Source organism: Aliinostoc sp. HNIBRCY26 (assembly GCF_050235535.1).
Lineage (GTDB): Bacteria > Cyanobacteriota > Cyanobacteriia > Cyanobacteriales > Nostocaceae > Trichormus.
This window is the reverse complement of sequence record NZ_CP189852.1, coordinates 5,110,697-5,133,444: the sequence shown is the minus strand read 5'-3', so window position 1 is coordinate 5,133,444 and position 22,748 is coordinate 5,110,697. Positions and strand designations below refer to the sequence as shown.

17 protein-coding genes are annotated in these 22,748 nt (G+C 42.6%); 9 read left to right on the top strand and 8 right to left on the bottom strand.

What is annotated here, in order from left to right; translation table 11 throughout:
* Nucleotides 1-93 precede the first annotated feature (93 nt).
* Both ACQFX9_RS21740 and ACQFX9_RS21735 read right to left on the bottom strand, forming a co-directional pair.
* Nucleotides 94-1,377 carry a vWA domain-containing protein gene (locus ACQFX9_RS21740; RefSeq protein ID WP_427158413.1) on the bottom strand — a complete coding sequence of 428 codons (1,284 nt, stop codon included), beginning with the start codon at nt 1,375-1,377 and terminating at the stop codon, nt 94-96.
* Nucleotides 1,374-2,627: a VWA domain-containing protein gene (locus tag ACQFX9_RS21735; protein ID WP_427158411.1), complete on the bottom strand. Its 1,254-nt coding sequence runs from the start codon at nt 2,625-2,627 to the stop codon at nt 1,374-1,376. The genes ACQFX9_RS21740 and ACQFX9_RS21735 overlap by 4 nt, the downstream gene beginning before the upstream one ends.
* Nucleotides 2,628-2,988: 361 nt before the next feature.
* Here ACQFX9_RS21735 and ACQFX9_RS21730 point away from each other — a divergent pair, with 361 nt between their 5' ends.
* From ACQFX9_RS21730 to ACQFX9_RS21715, 4 genes are all read left to right on the top strand, one after another.
* Nucleotides 2,989-3,678 carry an ATP-dependent Clp protease proteolytic subunit gene (locus tag ACQFX9_RS21730; protein ID WP_236142152.1) on the top strand — a complete coding sequence of 230 codons (690 nt, stop codon included), beginning with the start codon at nt 2,989-2,991 and terminating at the stop codon, nt 3,676-3,678.
* 39 nt (nt 3,679-3,717) lie between these two features.
* Nucleotides 3,718-4,380: an ATP-dependent Clp protease proteolytic subunit gene (locus ACQFX9_RS21725; protein ID WP_427158409.1), complete on the top strand. Its 663-nt coding sequence runs from the start codon at nt 3,718-3,720 to the stop codon at nt 4,378-4,380.
* 212 nt (nt 4,381-4,592) lie between these two features.
* Nucleotides 4,593-5,186, top strand: coding sequence for an ATP-dependent Clp protease proteolytic subunit (locus ACQFX9_RS21720; RefSeq protein ID WP_103136278.1), 594 nt, complete (start codon nt 4,593-4,595; stop codon nt 5,184-5,186).
* Between the two features lie 238 nt (nt 5,187-5,424).
* Nucleotides 5,425-6,108 carry a J domain-containing protein gene (locus tag ACQFX9_RS21715; protein WP_427158407.1) on the top strand — a complete coding sequence of 228 codons (684 nt, stop codon included), beginning with the start codon at nt 5,425-5,427 and terminating at the stop codon, nt 6,106-6,108.
* Nucleotides 6,109-6,240: 132 nt separating this feature from the next.
* Here the strand turns inward: ACQFX9_RS21715 and ACQFX9_RS21710 are convergent, their stop codons facing one another.
* Nucleotides 6,241-7,572, bottom strand: coding sequence for a Rieske 2Fe-2S domain-containing protein (locus ACQFX9_RS21710; protein WP_427158405.1), 1,332 nt, complete (start codon nt 7,570-7,572; stop codon nt 6,241-6,243).
* Nucleotides 7,573-7,760: 188 nt separating this feature from the next.
* Here ACQFX9_RS21710 and ACQFX9_RS21705 point away from each other — a divergent pair, with 188 nt between their 5' ends.
* On the top strand, nt 7,761-8,021 hold the full coding sequence (locus tag ACQFX9_RS21705) for a MoaD/ThiS family protein (protein ID WP_427158404.1): 261 nt from the start codon (nt 7,761-7,763) through the stop codon (nt 8,019-8,021).
* A gap of 142 nt (nt 8,022-8,163) precedes the next feature.
* On the opposite strand, the gene ACQFX9_RS21700 is transcribed toward ACQFX9_RS21705, so the two are convergent.
* The 5 genes from ACQFX9_RS21700 to ACQFX9_RS21680 all read right to left on the bottom strand — a co-directional run bounded on the left by ACQFX9_RS21700 (nt 8,164) and on the right by ACQFX9_RS21680 (nt 19,645).
* Nucleotides 8,164-10,950, bottom strand: coding sequence for a hypothetical protein (locus ACQFX9_RS21700; RefSeq protein ID WP_427158402.1), 2,787 nt, complete (start codon nt 10,948-10,950; stop codon nt 8,164-8,166).
* A gap of 8 nt (nt 10,951-10,958) precedes the next feature.
* Nucleotides 10,959-14,726 (bottom strand): TonB-dependent receptor, encoded by a 3,768-nt coding sequence (locus tag ACQFX9_RS21695; RefSeq protein ID WP_427158401.1) that lies wholly within the window; start codon nt 14,724-14,726, stop codon nt 10,959-10,961.
* Nucleotides 14,723-16,264: a hypothetical protein gene (locus tag ACQFX9_RS21690; RefSeq protein WP_427162969.1), complete on the bottom strand. Its 1,542-nt coding sequence runs from the start codon at nt 16,262-16,264 to the stop codon at nt 14,723-14,725. The genes ACQFX9_RS21695 and ACQFX9_RS21690 overlap by 4 nt, the downstream gene beginning before the upstream one ends.
* Before the next feature lie 193 nt (nt 16,265-16,457).
* Nucleotides 16,458-17,012: a hypothetical protein gene (locus tag ACQFX9_RS21685; protein WP_427158399.1), complete on the bottom strand. Its 555-nt coding sequence runs from the start codon at nt 17,010-17,012 to the stop codon at nt 16,458-16,460.
* Between the two features lie 128 nt (nt 17,013-17,140).
* Nucleotides 17,141-19,645: a beta strand repeat-containing protein gene (locus tag ACQFX9_RS21680; protein WP_427158397.1), complete on the bottom strand. Its 2,505-nt coding sequence runs from the start codon at nt 19,643-19,645 to the stop codon at nt 17,141-17,143.
* 715 nt (nt 19,646-20,360) lie between these two features.
* Between ACQFX9_RS21680 and thrC the strand changes: the two genes are divergently transcribed.
* The 4 genes from thrC to ACQFX9_RS21660 all read left to right on the top strand — a co-directional run bounded on the left by thrC (nt 20,361) and on the right by ACQFX9_RS21660 (nt 22,741).
* A complete protein-coding gene (gene thrC / locus ACQFX9_RS21675) occupies nt 20,361-21,665 on the top strand; it encodes a threonine synthase (RefSeq protein WP_427158395.1) in 1,305 nt (434 codons plus the stop codon).
* Between the two features lie 24 nt (nt 21,666-21,689).
* Nucleotides 21,690-21,917 carry a hypothetical protein gene (locus ACQFX9_RS21670; RefSeq protein WP_427158393.1) on the top strand — a complete coding sequence of 76 codons (228 nt, stop codon included), beginning with the start codon at nt 21,690-21,692 and terminating at the stop codon, nt 21,915-21,917.
* A complete protein-coding gene (locus tag ACQFX9_RS21665; protein ID WP_427158391.1) occupies nt 21,871-22,146 on the top strand; it encodes a MoaD/ThiS family protein in 276 nt (91 codons plus the stop codon). The genes ACQFX9_RS21670 and ACQFX9_RS21665 overlap by 47 nt, the downstream gene beginning before the upstream one ends.
* 244 nt (nt 22,147-22,390) lie before the next feature.
* Entirely contained in the window at nt 22,391-22,741 is a 351-nt protein-coding gene (locus ACQFX9_RS21660) for a hypothetical protein (protein WP_427158390.1), read from the top strand.
* Nucleotides 22,742-22,748: the final 7 nt, after the last annotated feature.

Below are 22,748 nucleotides of genomic sequence, written 5' to 3'. Positions count from 1 at the left end.
TATTTGTGCCTTTGCGCGAAACAAAAAATATTTATACAAGCAGCCTATTGTATTTAATACAAATTCATAGAGAATTTAGTCTTCCACCACTGATTAAGAACTTTGCAGAATAGTCTTAGCCGCAATGCGAGTTTTCTTCAGGTCTGCATCTGAGAGTTCTTGACCTGATTGCAGACGGGTAGCAGAAGTCTGTAAAACTGTAGCAGCGTTTTTGTCGCCAATTTGTAAAGCCGTTTTCGCCGCAGTTTGTAACATAGTAGCAGCACCAGAGCGATCGCCTTGTTGTAATTTAGTCTCAGCTAACTGAGTTTGGCGATATTTCGCCACAGCTAAAATCCACTGATGGACTTGAGAATTAAAGTCTGGTTGATATACTGCTAAAACATTGGCATACACTGGCCAAATCGGTGACAGTAAACCCTCTTGCTGCATAGCTGGGTCATCATAGCGAATCTGCACATTGCCAATTACCTGTTGTCCTAGTGGTAACTTTCCTAAGTACAAATTTGCTAACACCACCCGTTCCACATCTTTCATTAAGTCCCCCAGGCGCACAGCCAAAGTACCATCGCTGAGTTTTTCCACAGGTAACTCAATGATATCTGGGGAAACTTGGGCAACAGGTTTAAGTTCTGCTAACCTGACATGGGGTTGTAAGGATAGTTGCAAGTAAGCATTGGTTAAGCCTACCGACTGTACCCGTGTAAATAGACGATTGAATTGATGGGTGGCTTGTTCTGGTCGCTCAATATGAGTTAGAGTCCCGCCACCAGCATCAGCGATTTTTTCCAGTAAATCTTGATTCCAGTGGTTGCCAAATCCTAATGTATTGATAGTGAGATTAATTTTGGCGGCTTTTTTCGCTAGTTCTAAACACCGCTTACCGTCATCATGACCAAATTCCCACTTCCAAATTTTCAGACTGCTTTCCCCGTGACCATCGGTGAGGAGAAAAGCTTGGGAAACAGCACCTTTTGTCCCCTTCATCAACTCTGTAATTCCCAGTTGTAACCCCTCAGCAATGGAAGTCCCACCACTAGCGGCTAATTTTTGGCTAATTTGAGATTTGATGGTTTTGGGGTCAAGGACTGGTTGGTTAGGGATAATGACCACAGCAGAACCCGCAAAAGCGACAACAGAAATGCGATCGCGAGGTTCTAGTCTATCTAATACTCGCTCTACAGCCTGAATCACGGTTTTCAACGGCTGACCGTGCATCGAACCACTTTGATCCAAAATTAAGCATAAATTCAAAGGTAAATTATGCTCAAAATGATCAGCAATTGCAGAAATGGAAATTGCCAATTGACGCTGACTAGTAAGTTGAGCCGCATCAAGATTGTGATCACTTAAGGCTGAGAGCAATTTGACTTTCATTTAGGGGTATCTTGCAAGACAGTTTTTGAGACAATTCTGGTTTTCTTGCGATCGCTTTCTGATAAATCTTGTCCTGCTTGCAATTGAGTGGCTGAGGTTTGCAAAACTGTCGCCGCACCAGTATCACCCATTTGCAAAGCAGTTTTCGCCGCAGTTTGTAACATAGTAGCCGCACCGACGCGATCGCCTTGCTGTAATTTGGCTTCTGCTAACTGGGTTTGACGATATTTCGCCAAAGCTAAAATCGATTGCTGCACCTGGGGATTAGGTTCTGGTTGATAAACCCTCACAACATTGGCATAAACGGGGGTGTTGGGTGTAAATAACCCAGTTTGATCTTGAGAAGGGTTATCGTAGCGTACCTGTACATTCACAATTGGCTGTCTACCTTCTGGTAACTGTCCCAGATAAATATTCGCCAAAATCACCCTTTCTACATCCTTCATCAAATCACCCAAGCGGACAGCAAAGCGGCCATCACTTTCTGGCTGTAAAGGTAATTCAATCGTGTCTGGTGCAACTTGGGCGATGGGTTTGAGTTCCGCTAACCGCACATTGGGCATCAGGGAAAATAATAAATAAGCATTAGTTAAAGCTACAGTTTGTATCCGAGTAAACAAACGGCCAAATTCATCTACAGCTTGTTCTGGTTTTTGGATATAAGATAAACTCCCCAAACCAGCATCAGCGATTCTTTCTAAAATATCTTGATTCCAGTTATCGCCAAATCCGAGTGTATTTAAAGTCAAATTAAAACCAGCCGCCAACTGAGCAAATTTTAAACAGCGATTGTTATCACCGTGTTCATTTTCGCCATCAGTCAACAAAAACGCCTGGGAAACTGTTTCTTTTTTACCTTTAGCTAATTCCTCAATCCCTAACCGCAAACCTTCATCAATAGCTGTCCCACCATCCGCAGCTAGACGGTTGATTTGTTTTTTGATTTTTTCTGGGTCTTCAATCGCTTGATTAGGAATTAAGACCTTAGCTCGATGATCAAAAGCTACCACACTCAGGCGATCGCCCGGTTTAAGTCTGTCTACTAACTGATTTGCTGCTTTTTTGACCGTTTCTAGTGGTCTTCCGTTCATCGAGCCACTATGGTCGAGAATTAAGCATAAATTTAGGGGAACAGTACGGTCTTGCGGTTCTGCACCGGCTGAAACCGAAATTGCCAACTGACGCTGAGAACTAGCTTGGTTCGCGTCGAGATTCGCATCATTGAGAACAGGCTGTAAATTAACTTTCATAACCCAAATTCCAAGGATATTTAACAAAAACAGGGGGGTAAGGGTGTAGGGGGGTAAGGGTATGGGGGTGTAAGGGTATCATAAATTTCATCCCTTATACCCCTATACCCCTATACCCCCATACCCCTAACCCATTACATATTCTTGAATAACTTCAAATCGCTACAATAGTCCTACGGAAAACTTAATCAAAGCAATCTATTAATATTTTTCAGATAATATATTCAGAATATCTTAGAAGCCAATTATTGGCAGATGCCAAGCTATAGTGGCGATGAGCGAGAAAACCGCACTTGCAGATAGCTAGCGTCACGCTAGGATGTAATACAGTTAACGGCATAATTTCAGGCTATCACCTGCTATGGAAAGATCCCCCATTAAGGCTGTGCAAGCCTCTTACTACGGAGACAACCTCTACCGCACACCACCACCAGATTTACCCTCCCTACTCCTCAAAGAACGCATAGTTTATTTGGGAATGCCTCTGGTATCCCCAGATGAGTATAAGCGTCAAATGGGTGTGGATGTCACCAAGCTGATTATTGCCCAGTTACTCTATTTGAAATTTGATAACCCAGATAAACCGATATTTTTCTACATCAACTCCACAGGGACATCTTGGTACACAGGGGATGCGATCGGCTACGAAACAGAAGCCTTTGCCATTTGCGATACCATCAACTATATCAAGACACCTGTACATACAATTTGCATCGGTCAAGCAATTGGCACAGCCGCACTGATTTTAGCATCCGGTACTAAAGGCTTCCGAGCTAGTTTACCTCATGCCACCATCGTACTGAACCAACCCCGAAGCGGTACACGCGGTCAAGCCACGGATATTCAAATCTACGCCAAGGAAGTGTTAGCCAATAAAGCCGCTATTTTGGATATTTTCTCCAAAAATACTGGTCAAACCCCTGAAAAAATTGCCAAAGACACTGAACGGATGTTCTATCTGACCCCACCACAAGCCAAGGAATATGGACTGATAGACCGCGTTTTAGACAGCATGAAAGACCTACCCAAGCCCTTACCCATGATGGCTTAAATTGCTTACAATCATCCCTCACCCCCTCTCATTATTTCTATGCCTGTTGATGCAGCACTTCGGGTGCCTTATAACATTCCTGGTAGTACCTCCTGGCAATGGGTAAATATTTATACTCGTATGGCTCAAGAGCGGATTCTCTTCTTGAACCAGCCACTGACTACCGACCTGGCAAATTTCCTCATTTCCTTCATGCTGTATCTTGACTCAGAGGATCAAGGTAAACCAATTTACTTCTACATCAATTCCTTGGGTGATCCTGTCATGGCTGGTATGAGCAATGAAATGGCGGGAATGGAGTCGATCAAAGCTTGTCTGGCAATTTATGACACCATGCAATACATCAAGTCAGAAATTGTCACCATCTGTCTGGGTCAAGCAGTCGGCATGGCAGCCTTGATTTTATCATCGGGAGCTAAAGGGAAACGAGTCAGCCTACCCCACACAAGTATTGCTCTTACCCAATTCCGCAGCGCAACTCGTGGTCAAGCGACAGACATTCAAGTGAATGCGGAAGAAGTGTTGCAAAAAAGAGCCTTAGTTTTTGACATTTTCTCCCAAAACACAGGGCAGTCAAAGGAAAAAATTGCTAAAGATAGTGAGCGAATTTTTTACATGACTCCCCAACAAGCCAAAGAATACGGATTAATTGACCGCGTGCTGGAAAGTACCAAACAACTAGCAAAACCCACTCCAGCGTGATCTAAATCCGTCAGGCTAACCCAAAAGACTTTCTGGGAAGACTGAGTGTCAGAGTATAGGGGTATCAGGACAGAGAATTTTGGATTGATGTCCAATTCCCCATGCCCTATGCCCCATACCCAATACCCAATACCACTTAGTTAAACTCCCTAAGTTAGTCAAATTCTGACTTCGACAATTTTTTATCTTATAGTCTCAAATCAAATTTTCCTATGCCTATTGGTATTCCCAAAGTTCCGTATCGCCTCCCCGGCGGCAATTATGAGCAATGGATTGATCTCGAAGATCGTCTATTTCGGGAGAGAATTATTTTCTTGACAGAAGAAGTAGATGATGGTATTGCTAATGCGATCGTCGCTTACTTACTCTATTTAGATTCTGATGATCAGACAAAACCAATTTATTTGTATATCAATTCTCCTGGTGGATCTGTAACTGCTGGTTTGGCAATCTATGACACCATGCAGTACATTAAATCCGAAGTAGTGACGATTTGCGTCGGGTTAGCAGCTTCTATGGGTTCTTTCCTCTTAGCGGCTGGTTCAAAAGGTAAACGCTTGGCTTTACCCCACTCCCGGATCATGATTCATCAACCATCCGGTGGGACTCGCGGACAAGCAACCGATATTCAAATTGAAGCGGCAGAAATTGTCAGAATTCGTCATCAGTTAAACCAAATTTATGCTGACAATACCGGTCAAGCTTTAGCCAAAATTGAAAAAGACATGGATCGAGACTTTTTCATGTCTGCTCAAGAAGCCAAAGAATATGGTCTAATTGATCGCGTTATTGACGAGCGCGTGTAGAATTGGGACTTGGGAATCGGGACAAGGTAGACAAGGTAGACAAGGTAGACAAGGTAGATTTTTGTACCAATGCCCCATGCCCTATTCCCAATGCCCCATTCCCAATGCCCAATTTCCCAAGACATAACAAAATCTGTCAATTATGAACTATAAATTATAAGATTATTCATTATTATTAAAACTTTCAGTTGGCGGCTAGTAGCTGATAGCTGGATATTCACTACTTATGCAGATCAAAATGGATCTCGGAGATTGCTACCGTTTATTGGGTTTAAGGTCGGGGGCCTCTTTTTCCGACATTAAAACCTCTTACCGACGATTGGCGCAGCAATATCACCCAGATATTAATCCTGGTGATAAGAAAGCGAAAGATAAATTTATTGCCTTGACTGAGGCATATAGATATTTATTGACTGTCGTTCCCCCAGAAGAGACACCCATAAAAACAAAGCGATCGCCTACCGTGGGGCGCAGTCCATCGCCTAATGTGGGCGGAGTATCCTCACATAAAACTCCATCTCAACCTCAACACACAGAAACCAAAACCACCACTACTGAAACCACCACTACAGCCACCGCTACAACAGAAAAACCGCCAACCACCCAACCACCCAACATTGCGGAAATCGAACAAAGGTTAAAGTGGAAGACATACGAACAACTACAAAGATTTTTAAAAGAAAGACGATTTCCTCAAGCGATCGCCTTAGCCGAAGCCTTGGCCGCACGTTTACCCAAAGACGCAGAAGTTCGTCAATGGCAAGCGATCGCCTATCAAATTTGGGGACGCGCCCTAATTAATGAAAACCAACTCCTCAAAGCCAGAGTTTATCTCAAAAAAGCCTTGAAAACAGACCCTCACAATAAAGCCTTGTGGGAAGAAGTGCAACGCGACTTCCAAAAACTAGAGCAGATATTTTAGTCAATAGTCATTAGTCATTAGTCATTAGTCATTAGTTTTTCCCTGCTACTTTGTCTCCCTTGTCCCCCTTGTCTACCTTGTCCCCAATCCCCAATCCCCAATCCCCAATCCCCAGTCCCCAATCCCCAATCCCTACCTTTTCGCGTGAATATAGTCTACAAAGTAAAATTGCGGAATTAGCTTGAATTTTAACCAGGCATAAACGGTAAGGCTGAATAATCCGCTAGTGGCTAGGGGTAAACCTAAATTTAATCTGAGGCTATCGGGAAGAATGGCAGTAACGGCAACGGCAGTGGCAAAATATGCCATGAGAAAGAATTGCGATCGCTTAAGATTTTTCAGGGCATTACGGCAACTACTACAATGCTGGGTATGTTGTTTGTAGCGGTCTAATACTAGAGAGCGATCGTAATTGATAGTGGAGTCGTCTACAACATTGATGCCCAATTCTTGCCAAGGTAATCTTCCCTGACAATACTTATCAAACCACCTGCGAAACTCAATCACTAAACGGTCTGCACTTGTGGGCATTTGATAGGCGGTTTTCCAGCTTTGGGTTGATTGTTTTTGTTGGAGAATTTGTTCTTGTTGCAGTAGCAAAACCATATCTCCATCTAAAATAGGATTTCGGTTGTAGAGGTGATCCCACCACCGAGGTATCAACCGATATAAACCCTTAGCAAAATTGCGGCTAAATTGAGCCACAATACGAGATTTACCTGGAGATACAGGAATACAGTAAGTAATCAATCCTAGCCGTTTTCCTTCATTACCAAAGCTCATCCCATACTCCAAACGACAAGGCGGCTCAAAGGTAATTGTGCTTTTCATGCCTCTATTCATAAAGGCTTCAATTAATTCAGGTGTAGACTGCAAAATTTCCAGAGGAATAGGTGCGGCTTTGTCGCGATTCCCTTGCACCCCATGATGAGCAAAAGGTACGTGACTAGGATCAGCAACATTTTCTACAAGAGTTTGCCAATCATACGCTAAATCCCGCACAAAGGAACTCCAAACAAAGCCTTGACTAGCATCTATTTGCGGCGATAAAGGTAAAGGTGTTTTCTCAGCTAATTCTGGGGAATGAATATCAGGCCAAACCCAAAGTAAATCATTCACTTGTCGGACTGGCAAGGCTTGCACACAAAAATTATCTCGGTTTTTCACCACAACTTCTGGATTCTCTGCTTGGGGAATGTGAGTACAAACGCCTTCAGCATCAAATTGCCAGCCGTGGTAACTACACATCAAATTTCCTGTTTTGTCATCAACACGTCCCTCACTCAACGGTGCGAGGCGATGGGGACATTGATCTAAAAATACTCGGTAGGTATCGGAGGATTTAGGCTTCCAGATTACCAAACGCAACCCCAAAATCATCACAGGGGTGGGTATTTGAGGATCTATATCTTCAATGGGTGATACAGGGTACCAATGCTGAAAAAAATTGAATTCTGATGACATTTTCCGCAGGAATTAAACAAATTGTGCAACAGTGTGTATAACAACCATTAAAAAGAAACGTTAGCTTTTTTTGCTAGTGATCATCATAAATACCATTGCACATCAACATCTGATCGTGAGAAACTTTGTCACCATAGTCTGCATAGTTAACGAAGCTCGTACCGTCAAAACTGGACGATAAGAACTATATGTGCAATCCTGCCATCAGCATTACTGTCAAGTTGTTCGCTGTCTATCAAGAAACCTATGGAGTCCCAGAGTTAGTGTTAGAGTTTCCCTATGGTACACCTGTGAGTGCTGTGTGCGATCGCCTGATTAGCGAACACCCAGAATTAGCCCAATGGCGCGAAATCACCCGCTTCGGCATTAATTTAATCTTTGTCGAACCCAATACAGTCTTACAAAATGGCGATGAAGTGGTGCTAATTCCACCCGTTAGCGGTGGATAGAGGTTGCATGGGAAGAAAAAGTAATGAGTGCTGAGTAATAACTAATGACTAATGACTATTGACTATTGACTATTGACTATTGACTATTGACTATTGACTATTGACTATTGACTATTGACTATTGACTATTGACTATTGACTATCACTTAACTTTGGCACGGAAGCGAACAAAACCATAGGAATTAGCCGGTGTGCCAGCACCAGTGGCTTGGGGTAAATTAGGGAAGTCTGGATTGCGAGTAATATTGACCACTACAGCACCATTAGTATTACTACTAGAGCAGAAGCTTGGTGTATTGGGGTCATTAGCTTTATAGAAAGTGCCGCGATCGCTATCTGCTACATTACTTAAAAAGACTGTATTTGACCCTATACTCAATACAATTCCTTTATCTGCACTTGCTAAACCGCCATCATTAGGAGTCTGATTATTAAAAGCAGTCGGCAGAAAAGTCACATTATTAGGTACTAAATCACAAAGCCGGACATTATTGGCATTATTTTGACCATTAGAAAGAAAATAAATAGTGTATTCTAATTCATCCCCAGGTTTAACAGTGCCGGCGTTAATTAAACCACGTAAATAATTAGTCGGCCACTTAGAGTCATTATCATCTGTATCACGCGGAGCAGCTACATAATTACTATCAGTGGTAGCTACATCACTACGTCCATCTACAAGATCAGTTAAAATTTGATTGTTAATAGCAGTAATCCGTTTGACTAATAATAATTTAGCCGTAGGCACAGCTGTGAACAGTGTAGGATCATCGTCAGAGGTACTAGTAGGATCATTACCTAAATTTGAACCATCATCAGCAGTCTGCGCGAAATAATTTCCCACAGTTGGAGGATTAGTTGTAGCACCTGCGGAATTTGCGTCTGTGTACACCGTACCTACTGTTCCAGTGGGATTATCAGGTGTGGTAAAGTTAGCGTTTGCTTGGTTAATAATCGGATTGCCATTATTGGCACTGTTGATTGTGGCGGTAATAGTGATGGTTATAGTATCACCGACGCGCAGAGTGCCAGAATTAGTTAAAGCTCCAGTGCCATTGTAATTAGAATTAAGAGTAATATTATTGCCTGATGTCTGATTAGTTATAGTGGCAGAAACATAAGTTAATTGTGCTGGCAAATTATCATTAATAATAAAATTAGTAGCATTACTATTACCTGGACTCAAATTGGAGTAAGTGATAGTGTATTGTACTCGGTCACCCACAGAAACCTGACCATTATTATCCTGATCTTGAGAGAAACGTACAGATTTATTTCCTCTCACATTTGCTGTGTTAGTAGTAGTAATTACTATAGGTGTAGTGAATGCTCCACTAGGGAAATATGTCCAAGTATCAATACCCTTAAAGTCACCATAGGAATTACTAAATTCATGCTCTCCATTAACACTATTTATTCCTCTGACAGCATTGCGAGGATTTGTTGCTACTTGACTACCAGTAGGGTTTAAACTGACAGATGTACCATTAGCTGTGGTGTAATCGGAGTCATTATAATAGACTGTTGTCGCACTAATATTTTGGTTGTTCAAGTCTAAAATAGCAGGAAATGAGCCTGGGGGATTTTCCATAGTAATTCTAAAACCCAACGGATTATTCTCAGCGTCCAACATAGGAAAATGATATTCCCCGGCTCTAGTAGTCATTTGGGCAATGTAAGGAGCATTGTTTGCTCTGGGTGGTAAATTTGTACCGCCAGCATCCTTACCATCCCAAAATACTGTGTTGAACCCAGACAACATGATATTTTGTAACACTCTGTCTGCACTGGGGTCAAAAACGCCATCTGTGTTAGTGTCAATAATAATTTGATAGCTACCACCGGAATTGGTAGTAAAACTAAAATTACCGCCCACACCAACGAAAGTTTGATTCCCGCTACCACCAGTCCCACCAGTGAAAAGAAAATTTTGGGGGGTTGGTGGTGGTGTCGCACTCAGGGGAATTCCCAAGGCTATTAGTGTTGTGTTTACTGGACGGTTAAAGAAAACTAGGTGAGTGATATCAGTAGTTGTATCAGCGACAGTAGGGTCTTGAACACGAATATTACCGGTGAATAATAGTTGGTTATCGGTAGCACCGCCAGCACTACGATACAGTGTACTATTGTTAGTTTTATCCAGATATCCCCGATTATTAGCAAAAAAGATGAATCCGAAAGGATCAACACCATTCATATCAGTTTCATAGAGATACCCGTCTCTAGTTTGAATATAGAGTTTTGAGTTTAAAGATCGGCCGTTACTACCCATGTTCATGGCGATGTAATTAGTAAATACTCGCCCTTTTTGCGCCACACTATTATTTGCAACTGTTACATCCCAAGCCGCTACTCCTTGTCTTTGGGTACCATCTGTCGCGAACTGTGCATTTGCGAGTATGGCAGGTGGATTACCTGTAGAACTAAAATCAGGAGAACGAAACTGGACTTGATAAATACCAGTGCTAGAGGGATTAAAAATACAAGGTGTGTAACCACCAGCAGATAAAGGAGCAGGCCCCGCAGTTTCTTTAGCTACCGTGTCAATAAAACCTGCGCCTGTGGTGGAGTTAACATCACAAGTATGTACAGTATTATTACTGTCATCAAGAATAACAATATCTTGGGGATTAGAAAAACTGGTGGAGACACTAGAGCCAAGATATACTGTTTCCCCAGATTGAGCATAGAATCTGATTGTCGTTCGGCGAGGAATACCCGCAGTCGTTGAATTAAACCATTCTAGGTAAGGTCTGCTCCCACCATCTGCTACTAATTCTTTACTACCTTCTGCCCAACTAGGTTGTATACCTTGTCCTAAAATACAGAGCAAAAAAGCAAGACTACCCCAGCATTGTGTTTGGTAGCGGTTAAATAAAGATAGTTTCATTTTAGTGATCGCCTGTAAATCATTAAATAAAAATTTCATTAGTACCGTTAACGCGCCACAGGTTTTTGTAGTCCAAATCCATCGAATAATTCATTCAGTTTTAGCGTCAAACCCAAGTAAGCACCACCGGCGGAACGCGTACCTGAAAAATCACGGTCATCGACTGTACCAAACGCATAACCACCTGCTAGCCGCAAATTAGGACTTAAATAATAACCAGCCTCTACTACAAAACCCGTTTCTGTATAGTTAGATTGACCAATGACACGCGCCTCACCTACCAAATCCCAGGTATAACCCAGGCGATAAGTAGCACGCAATTGTCCGAGATTGACCGTAGTTGTACCGACTAAATCATTAGCTAAGTAGGAAGTGCTGTTTCGCAAAGCATACTTACCGTAAAATTCCCATTGCCAATTGGGTGCATAAATAGCCTCTAGTGCAAAGGTATGGTCTTGAGAACCAGTACCACTACCTAAGAGAATGGTGTCGGGAATAGTGGCGGGATTTTGTCGGTATTCATAACGCAACAAGGCGTTAAATTTATCATTTTTGGGGTCGCGATAAGCTAAACCCAGTTTTAAGTTGACTGTATCCCCTAGTCCTACAAGTTTTTGATTGGCAGAATTGGCTTGTTGATAGCGGAACAAACCTGTGAGTGCTGGAGAGATTTTACCCACGGCGGCGGCGGAAATTACAGTGTTAGAACCACTGGAAGAAGTACGATATTCATAACGCGCGCTAGCTTGAAAGTCAGGATTATCAGAATATTCCAAACCTACACTGTAACTATCTCCACCATTAAAACCAATACTAGAAGCACTTTGTCCAAAGGCGAAAGGTTGAGCAAATTGTTGACCTGCGGCGGTACGATTGAAGAAGCTACCAAAAATATGCTCGTAAGCGAGATTCAATCGCAAACCAGGCGCAATCATCCAACGGTTATTCAGACCTACAGCACCTTGGGTTGTGAGTTCGTTAGCTCCACCGAGAATAGAATAACGTGCAGTTAAGGTAGTATCAGTACCAAGCTTGTGTTCCCCGTTAATATTTAAGCTAGTGATGGAGTTACCGGCATTTTGACCACCACTGTAATATTGTTGGGCGAGGCTAATATTCACACCAGGAACAACCGCCCAATTTAGCCCCAAAATAGTCCGATCTGGATACGCACTATCTTTGTCAGATGATAAAGTCATCTCGTTTTGGAATTGGAAGGTGAGGTTATCAGTCAAAGGATAGGTCAAACGACTACGCAACTGATCGGATGTCGTATTAGCGTTAGTAGTGGCCATTCTATCTTGGCGATCGCGGTGAATCCAATCGACATTAACAGTAGCTTTCCCTAATCTCTGTTGAATACCCGCCAAAATGGTGGTCAGAGAATTATCTACTTTACTACCTGGTGTAGCTTGCGATTGTGGGGAAAATAATTCTTCAAAGGTATCTAGAGGTTGGGGCGCAATGCCAAAATTATCTTCGTGGTCATATTGCAGGCGAATATTTGTAGTTGGCGAAACTTTCCCTGTTAACTGTCCACCATAGCGAGTTTGACCAGGAACAAAGCTAACTGTGGCGTTATTTGCAAAGCCTGTATCAGCATAGCGATAATAAGCACGACCTTGTAAACCTTTGAAAATCTCTCCTTGGGCTTCTAAACGGTAAGCTTCACCACTGACATTACCCATGATGTCAGAATCATTGGTGGAATGGGCATATTCGGCAATTAACTTACCTTGCGAACCTAGAGAGATCATCGCATCTGCGCCATAAAGTTCAAAGGCGCGTAATCCTTGGTTTTCTCTCAGGTAGGTCGCACCTAACCAACTTTCTTGATTGAGGATGCTGGAAAAGTTGTATTGCAAACGACCTGCATAGATATTGCTATCAGAGTTATCACCATCGTATTGATAGCTAACAACGATGCGTCTTACCAAAACTTGTCCATTGCTATCAATATCAGTACGCAAAACAGGTTCACGGAATAATAGAGTACCGCGATCGTAATCGATTTCATAATCGGGGCCTCTACTTAACTGTTTGCGTTCTAAAACCGTACCAGGACGATTTAATTCCTCTAATTCAATGAAGACATTTTCACTACCAGGAACTAAAATCCGCCGGGAAAGAAAGTAATAACCACTAGTTCCATCAGGTGCGATGGTATCTCGTTGGAAAGCCTGGAGATTATTACCGTAGAAACCCGTAATTTGGAGATTTCCTAAGTTGTAGTTAGCTTTAAAACCGTGCAGTTGACGCGTCACGGCGGTAAACTGCTGGGAAGAACGAGCAAATTCTTCTGTGTTGTAGTCTCCCCACATCGCATAATCAGGAGACACCCCAGGAAGCTTACTAGAACGCTCAAAACGTAAATATAAGCTATCAATCGAAGGCGTGACTGCTTCAACTTTAGAACTATCGCCGTAAACAGGATAATTTTGCTCGTTGAATTGATAATTCCTAAACAGACGATTATCACAGTTGCAATCTTCGTTGAGAGAACGAGAACTATTGTATGCACCAGTAAACAACCACTCGCCAAAAGTCCCCGTAGCAAAGATCGCTGAGTGAAAATCTAATTGCGTCTTGTTATCTCGATTGGGAGGGATAAAATCCCGAAAGCTACTGTAATAGTCTGTTCCTCTTGCACCCAAGCGCAAATCTATCACCCCAGTCACCAAGCTAGGACGCAGTGCAGTTTCAAATTGCAGTTGGGTAAAAGCTTCTAAGTTATTGACTAAAGCGCGAATCCTCACAGTTTGGGCTTTGAGGTCTGAACGTAAAGTAGCTGCAAATTCGCCTTTTTTGACCTCTACCTGAAATCCTGGTTGTTCTGGTTTGAAATCTGTTCCTATTAACTCTCCGGCTGTGGAAATGATAGTGACGACATTATCTTCATTAGAACGATTGCCATTAATATCTAGTAATTGACCTTTAATAGTTGCGGTGGAACGTCCATCGGCTGGAATACGAGCTTCAACGGTTTCGATTGCAAGTTTGCTGGCGGTTCCTCGTACTACTACCTTTGTTGTCATCGGTGGTTCAGAACTACCGAGAATTTGTGCAGAAATAGTATTTTCACCATCTTTTAGGGAAACTCCATACCATGTCTGCGTTACTAAATTAGTCTTCGCATCAGTTTCTGTACGTCCCACTAAGGAAGCATCTACTAGTACACCATTCACGCGTAATTCTACTTGACTACCTACGGGAAACTGTACTGTCACCGCAGTGGCTGGTACATCGACAACACTGTTAGGTGTGGGGTTGAGAATGTTTAGGGTTGGGGACTGGGGATTGGGGACTGGGGATTGGGGACTGGGGACTGGGGATTGGGGATTGGGGATTGGGTTATTTTCGTCTGATTCTGCTGCGATTAATTTACGTAAGTTTCGGGGTAAGGGTGTATTTGCTGTGGGTGTAAAGGTGGGAATTTCTTTTGGTGTGGTGGGGGCGGGTTCTGTGAGTTTACTTAAGGCTTGGGGGACTATAACCTCTGTTGATGGTTCAAATGGTGTAATTGCGGTTGAGGAAGTTTGAAAGCTTTGTGTTTGAGTTATAGATGTATCGTTCTGTGATTCTGTAACCTGATTGCTGAGTTCAGTGGTTTGACTGAATTCTTCAACCTCTTTGTCTTCTATAGAAGAAGGAACATGAAACGCTTCTTCATCTGAAGAAGGAGTATTTGAAGAAGGGTTTTCTAACTGTGGCTGTTCAATATTTTCAGCATGAGCGATCGCTGGGTACAATACACAGCTAATAGCCCCTACCATCACTCCCATTAACCTCAAATGGAAATTAGTTACAGGTGTCATGGTTTAGCTACCTCCTCTGAGATAGGAGTGACTGCAAAATTCATTCTCACTAGTCCGCCTGGTTCTAAGCGCACTAGACGAGATTGGCTATTACGTTCGCGGAATTTCTTGTTGGGGGCTAATTTATAGCCAGGAACGCTACTTAGGTCTAAGACTCCAGCGTGACTTCCGGGTAAAGCATTAGCTACAGAGAACAACCCATTGGGATCTGTAGTAACTCGGTTTCCATCCTGTAGGAAAATGACTGCATTGGGAACTCCTGGTTCTCCTGTTTGCTGTTCCCCATCAAAATTTTTGTCTATAAACACCCGCCCGATAATTGTACCGCAGTCAGAAACTATACCTGGACGGATAGTTAATTTATGTGTTGCTGGCCCGTCTTTGATACTAAAACGATTGTCTGCACGTAAAGCATTAACAATCGCACTATTTCTACCTGTACCACGTAGAGAGTCCGTTGTTAATTGAGCAGCGTAGGCAATATTTAATACTTTTTTAACCGGAATACTTACATCCGTACTTAAAGTTACTGTGTTACCGTTACGGGTAGCAGTGATGGGGACTAACTGACCATCAATTTCTCCCCTAACGGATTTAGATAAAAAGTTAAATCCTAAAGGTAAGTTATCGGTAACAACAACATTATTTAAAGCTGCGTCTGATAGGTTACGAACTGATAGACGATAAATTACAGTATCTCCTGGTTCAGCCGCCGAGCGATCGCCTGTTTTGACAATCTGCATCTGACTGGCTTGACACATATTAGTCGTAAATTCAAAGGCTAATAGGTCTAGTCCTACAACTTCTGCGTTGGGAACTAAAACCACTGTGCTTTCTACTCTGGTTTCTCCGGTCAAACTAATTGGCTGACCATCTAAAGAAGTAGCGACATATCGCACAACATTATTGTTTTCTGAACCTGTGCTGTTGAGAATTTCAATTTTAATCCGACGTTGTCGATAGTCAGAATTAGCTGGAGGATTCACTACGAAAATATATGTTTTTCCCGGATCTGTTTGACCTTTATTGGGGTCAAGTAAAAAATTATAGACACCAGCCGGGTCATTTGTGATGGCATAAGGATTGACATTTTGAATATTTGGGACTTTACCACCAGGAATATCGTTGTTAGCAATATCAGGCAGTTCTGTAGGAGTTAGAGCCACTAATTGCCCTAATTCTGTTCCTGTGGGGTCGCTGGGATTAGGTTCATATACACCCACAGAAAAACCTGTATAGTCTGGTAAAAGCGCACCTGCACAACCTAAAATTCTTCCCAGTGGATCAACTAAAGGTGTAGAACTCACACCAAGTTGACTGCTACTTCCTTCGTATAAAGTACTTTTACCTTGATATGTATAAGTATAAGTATAAGTAGCTTGGTTAACGATATTAACTACACGAGTTTCTTGTGCGATCGCTGTTATTGGTGCGGTAGTATGCAAAAAGCCAAGTAAACAAAGTATTGGTGTTAACCGTTTGCCCCAGTTAACACCTAAGTTTCTCTGTTTTTTAAGAGGACGACTCACTAAATTTATCTCCTCATAAACGCCATAATATTTGTTAATAAAAACATTTATTTATAAGTGACAAGATTGTCATTCAAAAGCGGTAAGTTTCAATTAATGCTCAATTAGTAATTATTTAGTCAACCGATGTTGTCAAACTGAACATAAAACAAAGGCTGACTAATAAATAAATCTTGCCCAGAAGCCGGGTGAAAACAGTCAGTTAGCGTACCTGAGTTTGATAAGTTAGCTTAACTGTAGTTTTTGCTGCTACCGAGGGAAGTTGTACTCGAATGTGAGTGTAAGCAGTGGCTGGTGCTGGTTTGGTTTCAACTTTGCCACCAGCGAGAGTCACTTTAATTGTGGGGTTGTCTACAAAACTACGTCCGCCATCTATGCTGTAGGTGATTTTGGCATCTTCCCTGGCAATTTTGGCAGAGTTCAGCACATACGCCATACCTTGGGGGATGGGTTGATTGAGAGTCAGATTTTTAATCGGGCGATCGCTTTTATTTTCCCCACTCAATGTATACTTCAGCACATCTCCTGGTGTGACTTTAACTGCTCCTGTTAAAGCCTGCCAAGATACTTTTTGTTTACCCTGTTGATCCTTCGTTACCACTTGCTTTTCGGCTGCCAAAACTAACTGTAAAGCCTGCTGAGTTCGAGGATTTTGGGCAACGGCACTACTCAAGTGCCAACTATGTGCTGAAGAAACAAAAGGTACTGTAATGACAATGAAAGCTGCTCCTATTCCCGCAGCCAAAAAATGCTTCATTTTTATCACCTCATAAGAATTGACACTACCAAATAGAAGAAAAAGGAAACAGGTGAATAAAGTTAAGGATGATCATCTATTTGATGCAATACATCTTATACACCTTGCACCTGTTCCTTGCTTCTTCCTTAGTTCACTTTCCGTTGGAAGCTAAAGGTTCTAGTCACACCTGGTGTTACTCTTCCAGTTACAGTATTCACATACTTAGTGACATCAGTAGTTGCAGTAGTACCAGTTTGATCGCTACCTGGAGTATTGCTGCCATTATAGAAGGTGATATTTGCTGCCCCAGAATCTTTAGCTGAACCAATAATATTGCTGGTGTCAATTTGCAAATTATTATCGTTGTCTAAAGCCCAGTTATTACCATTAGCACCTCCTATTGTGCCGTCTTCAGTAATCACCAGTCTATCGGCCTCTAAAATCACATTTCCTGTACCAGATTGTGGTTCGGAAATGTTCTTGTATTCGATTACGTACTGAATAATATTGCCAGGAGACGGTTTCTTAGGATCAATGCTTAATGTGCCATCACTTCCCTGAACATCTGGGCCAGTACCTTTCAAGATTTGTGACTTCTTCAACAGTTGTAAGAAGCCAGTGTAAACGCGATTAATAGTGATGTTGCTAATTGGTTGGCTGGAAGCATCTAATCTGGGATTATTACTGCCATCAACTAATGTAGTTGTGACTCTGACTGGGAAGCCACGTTGAATGTCGGTATCAGTTGATAGGCGAGTTCCTGGTGGTAAATCCACTTCCACACCGTAGGTAGCATTAGCACCAGCAGCCACACCAGTAATTTTCACCGGAGTACCAGATGTGAGAGTAAATGTACCGCCGCTATAGTTATAAACGGCACTTTGATTTTGATAACTCACAGTCACTTTTGTATTATCTGGTAAATCCGTAGGATTACTTGGTGCTGTTGGAGTTACAACTATATCACTGGGCAGAGTACCATTATTCCTAATTGTATTCGTGAAACCAACGGATTGAGGATCTAGGGTACTACCAGGTGTTGTGTTAGGAGGTACAAAGGAAGACTTGTTGGTGAAATCAGTATTCGTTGTCCCATCTGGCCCGGTAGCATCTGGCGCACCCTCTGGGCCGTTCAACACTGAGTAGGGTGAAGGAGTAGAAATCGTGAATTGGTTGAGTGCGCCTGTTATAGATGCTGCGGCTTGGTTATTATTGGCTGTATCTACAGGATTTGTGCCAGTAACCGGATAGTAACCAATATCTGGGGTAGTAGTAATATTTCCAGTAGTGGAGTTGTAGTTATCGGGGTTTTGGTCACCTGAATTGTCAACAATTAGGGGACTATTGGGATCTCCGGCTGTTCTACCAAATACTTGAGCAACGTTATTGACGGTAGCTGTTGAGCCTGAAATATTAGTAGTCCTGATTTGTACGGTAAAGCCAGTGACAGTTGTTCCTGTAGCGACGGAAGTGACAGTGTTAGGATCATTAATGAAACCGATGCGTTTCACTGTGCTTAGACTGGCAGGAGCCGTAGTTGACCATGACACTTGATTTGCTGTTCTGGTTGGGTTAACAGCCGGATCATCGGTGGAGTAAACTACTCTCCATCCTGGAGGCGGAGTTGGTACAGCATTCAGAGTGGTGTTAGCTGGTAGGGCATCAGAGACTAAGATTCTTGTCACTGGGTTGCCATCAACTGTAATGCTAGTACCTGCCAAAGCTGCGGGTATAAAGCCTCTATTTGTGGGGTCACTGCTCTCAACCCGCAAACTCAAGCCATAGGTTAATAGGTCATCATTCAGGGTTGAAGTGTTACCCGCATCATAACCTGTGCGAACTTTGAGGACTGTAGCGAGAGCCACCGTGTTAGTACCACCCCCAATTGTTGCCCGTTGCGTGATACTACCTTCACGGACTCCGTTCACTGGCGCGCCAGGTACTTCACCTGCAACAGCACCATCAGGGTTATCCACAGTATAAACGTCACCACCATCAGCGATACGCAGGACGTTTTGAGCATCACCTTGGGTGTTACCCAGCGTCACGCTGACTACATCACCGTTTTGTGCCGCAGCAGCTATGGTTACTGGCACACGGACTAACACTGTTCCACCGACGGGAACGGAAGGGGAATCAATACCGCCTGGAGTTACGTTTACCCAACTTGTACCACCATTGGTACTGTATTGCAGTTGTCCATTAGCTGGTGTCTGACCATTTTGATCGACAGGTAAGGTACCAGCAATTGTGCCTGGCCCATTGGATGTGGCTTGGTTGGGAATACGGAATTTAGTGGGGTCGTTACCAATGTTGGTAATAGTGTAAGTATAAACCAACTGATTTCCTGGGGCGATTTGACCACCGGGGTTTGTTTGGTTGGTAATCCCAGAAGCGGTGACAGTGATACCAGCTACTTCTGCTACAGTGACGGTGACTGTATTGGATGTGCTGTTTATGGGTGTGTTGGGATTATTGGGGTCTTCGTAGGTAGCTGTTGCGGTGTTACTGATAGATTGACCACCCGCAGTTCCTTCAGCTAAGACAGGGGCAACAAATGAGAAAATGCCATTAATGAGGAATGATGCGGCGATGAATGCACGGTACATTCCATACTTTTTAGTCTTTTTAATTCTAGAGAGAGATTTCATCTGGTGTAATTTCTTGGTATGGTAGGTTCTAGCTAAATAATTGGGAAACTCAACAAAAATTAGTCACAAAACTGAGACTGACCTTGTGCTGAGTTCAGAGTGCAGAAGGTAAGTTACACGCTGTGAACTTTGCCCCCAAGACGCTTCTCGTTAAATGACTTCAAGGCTATAAAAATCACTTAAAAGTTACTAGTCTGGTTCGGACTATAGATGTCATACTGACTATGTCTGTAGTTGGCAGTTCTGGTTTACCCTTAGCAGATGGAATTAGGGCAAGCTGCAAAAACTCAACTTTAAGTTCCTATCAGAAAACTGCTTAATGTTCGATTTCTGAGTCCTGCTACGGTTCTATTTACGTTTGACTTACTGAATATAGAGTTGACTGATTGACACAAATAGGTATCGTAATAATTACAACATTAGATCGAGCGTCTCCAATTGAAAAACAGTTGAAATACCAGTATTTGAAAACTTTAAGACTAAAATAATTGCGTCTTATTACTTAGGTAAGAAATACTAAAGGTTGTGATTATGACATTAACTTCTTGATGACTCCAGTGATATTGAGGTAAATGATCATGAAGATTAGTTGTCGTCTGGGAATATCCAACGGATAAACATATCCGACTATTTTTGTCGGGTATGTTTGACTGGTATTTTTACTCGTGATAGTATGCAGCCACAGTTGACGGATAGACAGGGAAAGATAGTTACTATGACACAGGCAGTATCCACACCAAATCAAACCTCCAACGCCGCTTTTAGTGCTTTGAAATGTAAAGAATGTGGCGCGGAATATGAACTCAAAGCCATTCATGTATGTGAGTTCTGTTTTGGCCCGTTGGAAGTTAAATATGACTACAATGCTCTACGCCTGTCTGTCACCCGTGAAAAAATTCAAGCCGGCCCGAATTCTATTTGGCGTTATCGTCCCTTTCTACCTGTCGCAACTGAGAACGTTATTGATGTGGGAACAGGTATGACTCCCCTGGTACGTTCCCACCGTTTAGCACGTCGCCTGGGTCTAAACAAACTATATATAAAGAATGATGCGGTGAATATGCCCACCTTGAGCTTTAAGGATCGGGTAGTGTCTGTTGCTCTTTCCCGCGCCAGAGAATTGGGTTTTACGACTGTATCTTGTGCTAGCACCGGTAACTTGGCGAACTCCACAGCTGCGATCGCAGCCCATGCCGGTTTAGACTGTTGTGTATTCATCCCCTCAGATTTAGAAGCTGGTAAAGTTTTGGGTAGCTTAATCTACAGTCCTACCCTGATGGCTGTAAAGGGTAACTACGACCAAGTCAATCGCCTTTGTTCAGAAGTTGCAAATACACATGGATGGGGATTTGTCAATATCAATTTACGTCCCTACTATTCGGAAGGTTCTAAGACTTTGGGTTATGAAGTCGCAGAACAATTAGGCTGGGAATTACCGGATCACGTAGTTGCACCCTTAGCTTCTGGTTCACTATTTACAAAAATTTATAAAGGCTTCCAAGAATTTGTGGAAGTGGGTTTAGTAGAAGGTAAGTCAGTGCGGTTTAGTGGCGCGCAAGCTGAAGGTTGTTCACCCATCGCGCAAGCCTTTAAAGAAGACCGCGACTTTATTAAACCAGTCAAACCCAATACAATTGCTAAATCAATTGCGATCGGCAATCCAGCAGATGGTGTGTATGCTGTCGATATTGCCAAAAAGACTGGCGGTAATATTGAATCTGTCACAGATGCCGAAATTATTGAAGGCATCAAGTTGCTGGCAGAAACTGAAGGCATTTTCACTGAAACAGCAGGCGGAACAACTGTGGCTGTGCTGAAAAAATTAGTGGAATCTGGCAAGATTGATCCAGATGAAACTACCGTGGTTTACATCACTGGCAATGGTTTAAAAACCCAAGAAGCAGTACAAGGCTACATTGGCGAACCGTTGACAATTGATGCCAAACTCGATAGCTTTGAACGTGCTTTAGAGCGTTCTCGGACTTTAGATCGCTTGGAATGGCAGCAAGTTCTGGTTTAATCAGTGCTGGGTGGTGAGTAGTGAGTGCTGTTAGCGGTAGCGCGGCGTTTAGCCGGTGCTGAGTGCTGGGTGCTGAGAGAAGTGTTTCTTCACCTGCTTTCCCAGTCCCCAGTCCCCAGCGATGCACTGAGCTTGCCGAAGTGTCCCCAGTCCCCAGTCCCCAATCCCCCAATTTATCAATTCACAACTGAAGTATTAATTCACTATGGCTGTAAAAGTTTTAGTCCCCACTGCCTTGCAAAATTTCACTAACAATCAAGCGGCACTAGAATCTAGTGGTAGCAATATTGCTGAACTTTTAGATTCTTTAGAAAAAAGTTTTCCTGGTATTAAAGCGCGTTTGTGCGATGAAAGTGGACAGCCACGACGTTTTTTGAACCTGTATGTAAATAGCGAAGATATTCGCTTTTTGGACGGGACAAAAACACCGTTAAAGGACGGGGATGAGGTGAGTATTGTCCCAGCGGTTGCAGGTGGTTGATCTAGCCAAAATTTACCAGGCAATATAGTTTTAGTTTCTCCTGTACGATTTTAGTCAAGCGCGATCGCCAGCAAACCACTATCTACAAGAAATAAAAAGCGGTTTTTGTTGGTTGTGCGTTTTGAGGGAGATATTATAGATGTCAACTGTTTTTAGCATGAGTAGTTTTTATTACTCATGCTTTTTGTGTCATGTTGACTCCTGTAAGATCAAGTAATCATCCATCAATTTTTATAAAGAGCTTATGTCTTCTACTCCTCTAACATTAAATTTAGTTGAGGGTTCTGTTAGCTTTAGTTTTTCCCCCGAAGCAGCCACGGAATTAAAGGGTGCGATTGATCAATTGATGGAACGTCTCAAAACTGTTGCAGCTAAATCCAACTCTGGCACTAAAGTTACTCCCCAACCACCATTGGAATATCGTTATACAGGGGAGATATTTTTAGAAATTTTCTGTAATCCCAATATCTGGCCTACACCCTTTGCGGCTAAAGTCTTGCTGACTGTACGGGATATCAATATTCGGTTGACTACGGAAGCTGAACTGGTCAGGGTGATAGAAGATATTAACCAGTATTTAGAACAAGTGGGATAAAGACTGC

Coding starts and splice junctions, on each gene's coding strand:
- ACQFX9_RS21725 (WP_427158409.1), top strand. CDS start 3,718: ATGCCTGTTGATGCAGCACTTCGGGTGCCTTATAACATTCCTGGTAGT.
- ACQFX9_RS21720 (WP_103136278.1), top strand. CDS start 4,593: ATGCCTATTGGTATTCCCAAAGTTCCGTATCGCCTCCCCGGCGGCAAT.
- ACQFX9_RS21735 (WP_427158411.1), bottom strand. CDS start 2,627: ATGAAAGTTAATTTACAGCCTGTTCTCAATGATGCGAATCTCGACGCG.
- ACQFX9_RS21730 (WP_236142152.1), top strand. CDS start 2,989: ATGGAAAGATCCCCCATTAAGGCTGTGCAAGCCTCTTACTACGGAGAC.
- thrC (WP_427158395.1), top strand. CDS start 20,361: ATGACACAGGCAGTATCCACACCAAATCAAACCTCCAACGCCGCTTTT.
- ACQFX9_RS21715 (WP_427158407.1), top strand. CDS start 5,425: ATGGATCTCGGAGATTGCTACCGTTTATTGGGTTTAAGGTCGGGGGCC.
- ACQFX9_RS21665 (WP_427158391.1), top strand. CDS start 21,871: ATGGCTGTAAAAGTTTTAGTCCCCACTGCCTTGCAAAATTTCACTAAC.
- ACQFX9_RS21695 (WP_427158401.1), bottom strand. CDS start 14,726: ATGACACCTGTAACTAATTTCCATTTGAGGTTAATGGGAGTGATGGTA.
- ACQFX9_RS21710 (WP_427158405.1), bottom strand. CDS start 7,572: ATGTCATCAGAATTCAATTTTTTTCAGCATTGGTACCCTGTATCACCC.
- ACQFX9_RS21680 (WP_427158397.1), bottom strand. CDS start 19,645: ATGAAATCTCTCTCTAGAATTAAAAAGACTAAAAAGTATGGAATGTAC.
- ACQFX9_RS21705 (WP_427158404.1), top strand. CDS start 7,761: ATGTGCAATCCTGCCATCAGCATTACTGTCAAGTTGTTCGCTGTCTAT.
- ACQFX9_RS21740 (WP_427158413.1), bottom strand. CDS start 1,377: ATGAAAGTCAAATTGCTCTCAGCCTTAAGTGATCACAATCTTGATGCG.
- ACQFX9_RS21685 (WP_427158399.1), bottom strand. CDS start 17,012: ATGAAGCATTTTTTGGCTGCGGGAATAGGAGCAGCTTTCATTGTCATT.
- ACQFX9_RS21700 (WP_427158402.1), bottom strand. CDS start 10,950: ATGAAATTTTTATTTAATGATTTACAGGCGATCACTAAAATGAAACTA.
- ACQFX9_RS21660 (WP_427158390.1), top strand. CDS start 22,391: ATGTCTTCTACTCCTCTAACATTAAATTTAGTTGAGGGTTCTGTTAGC.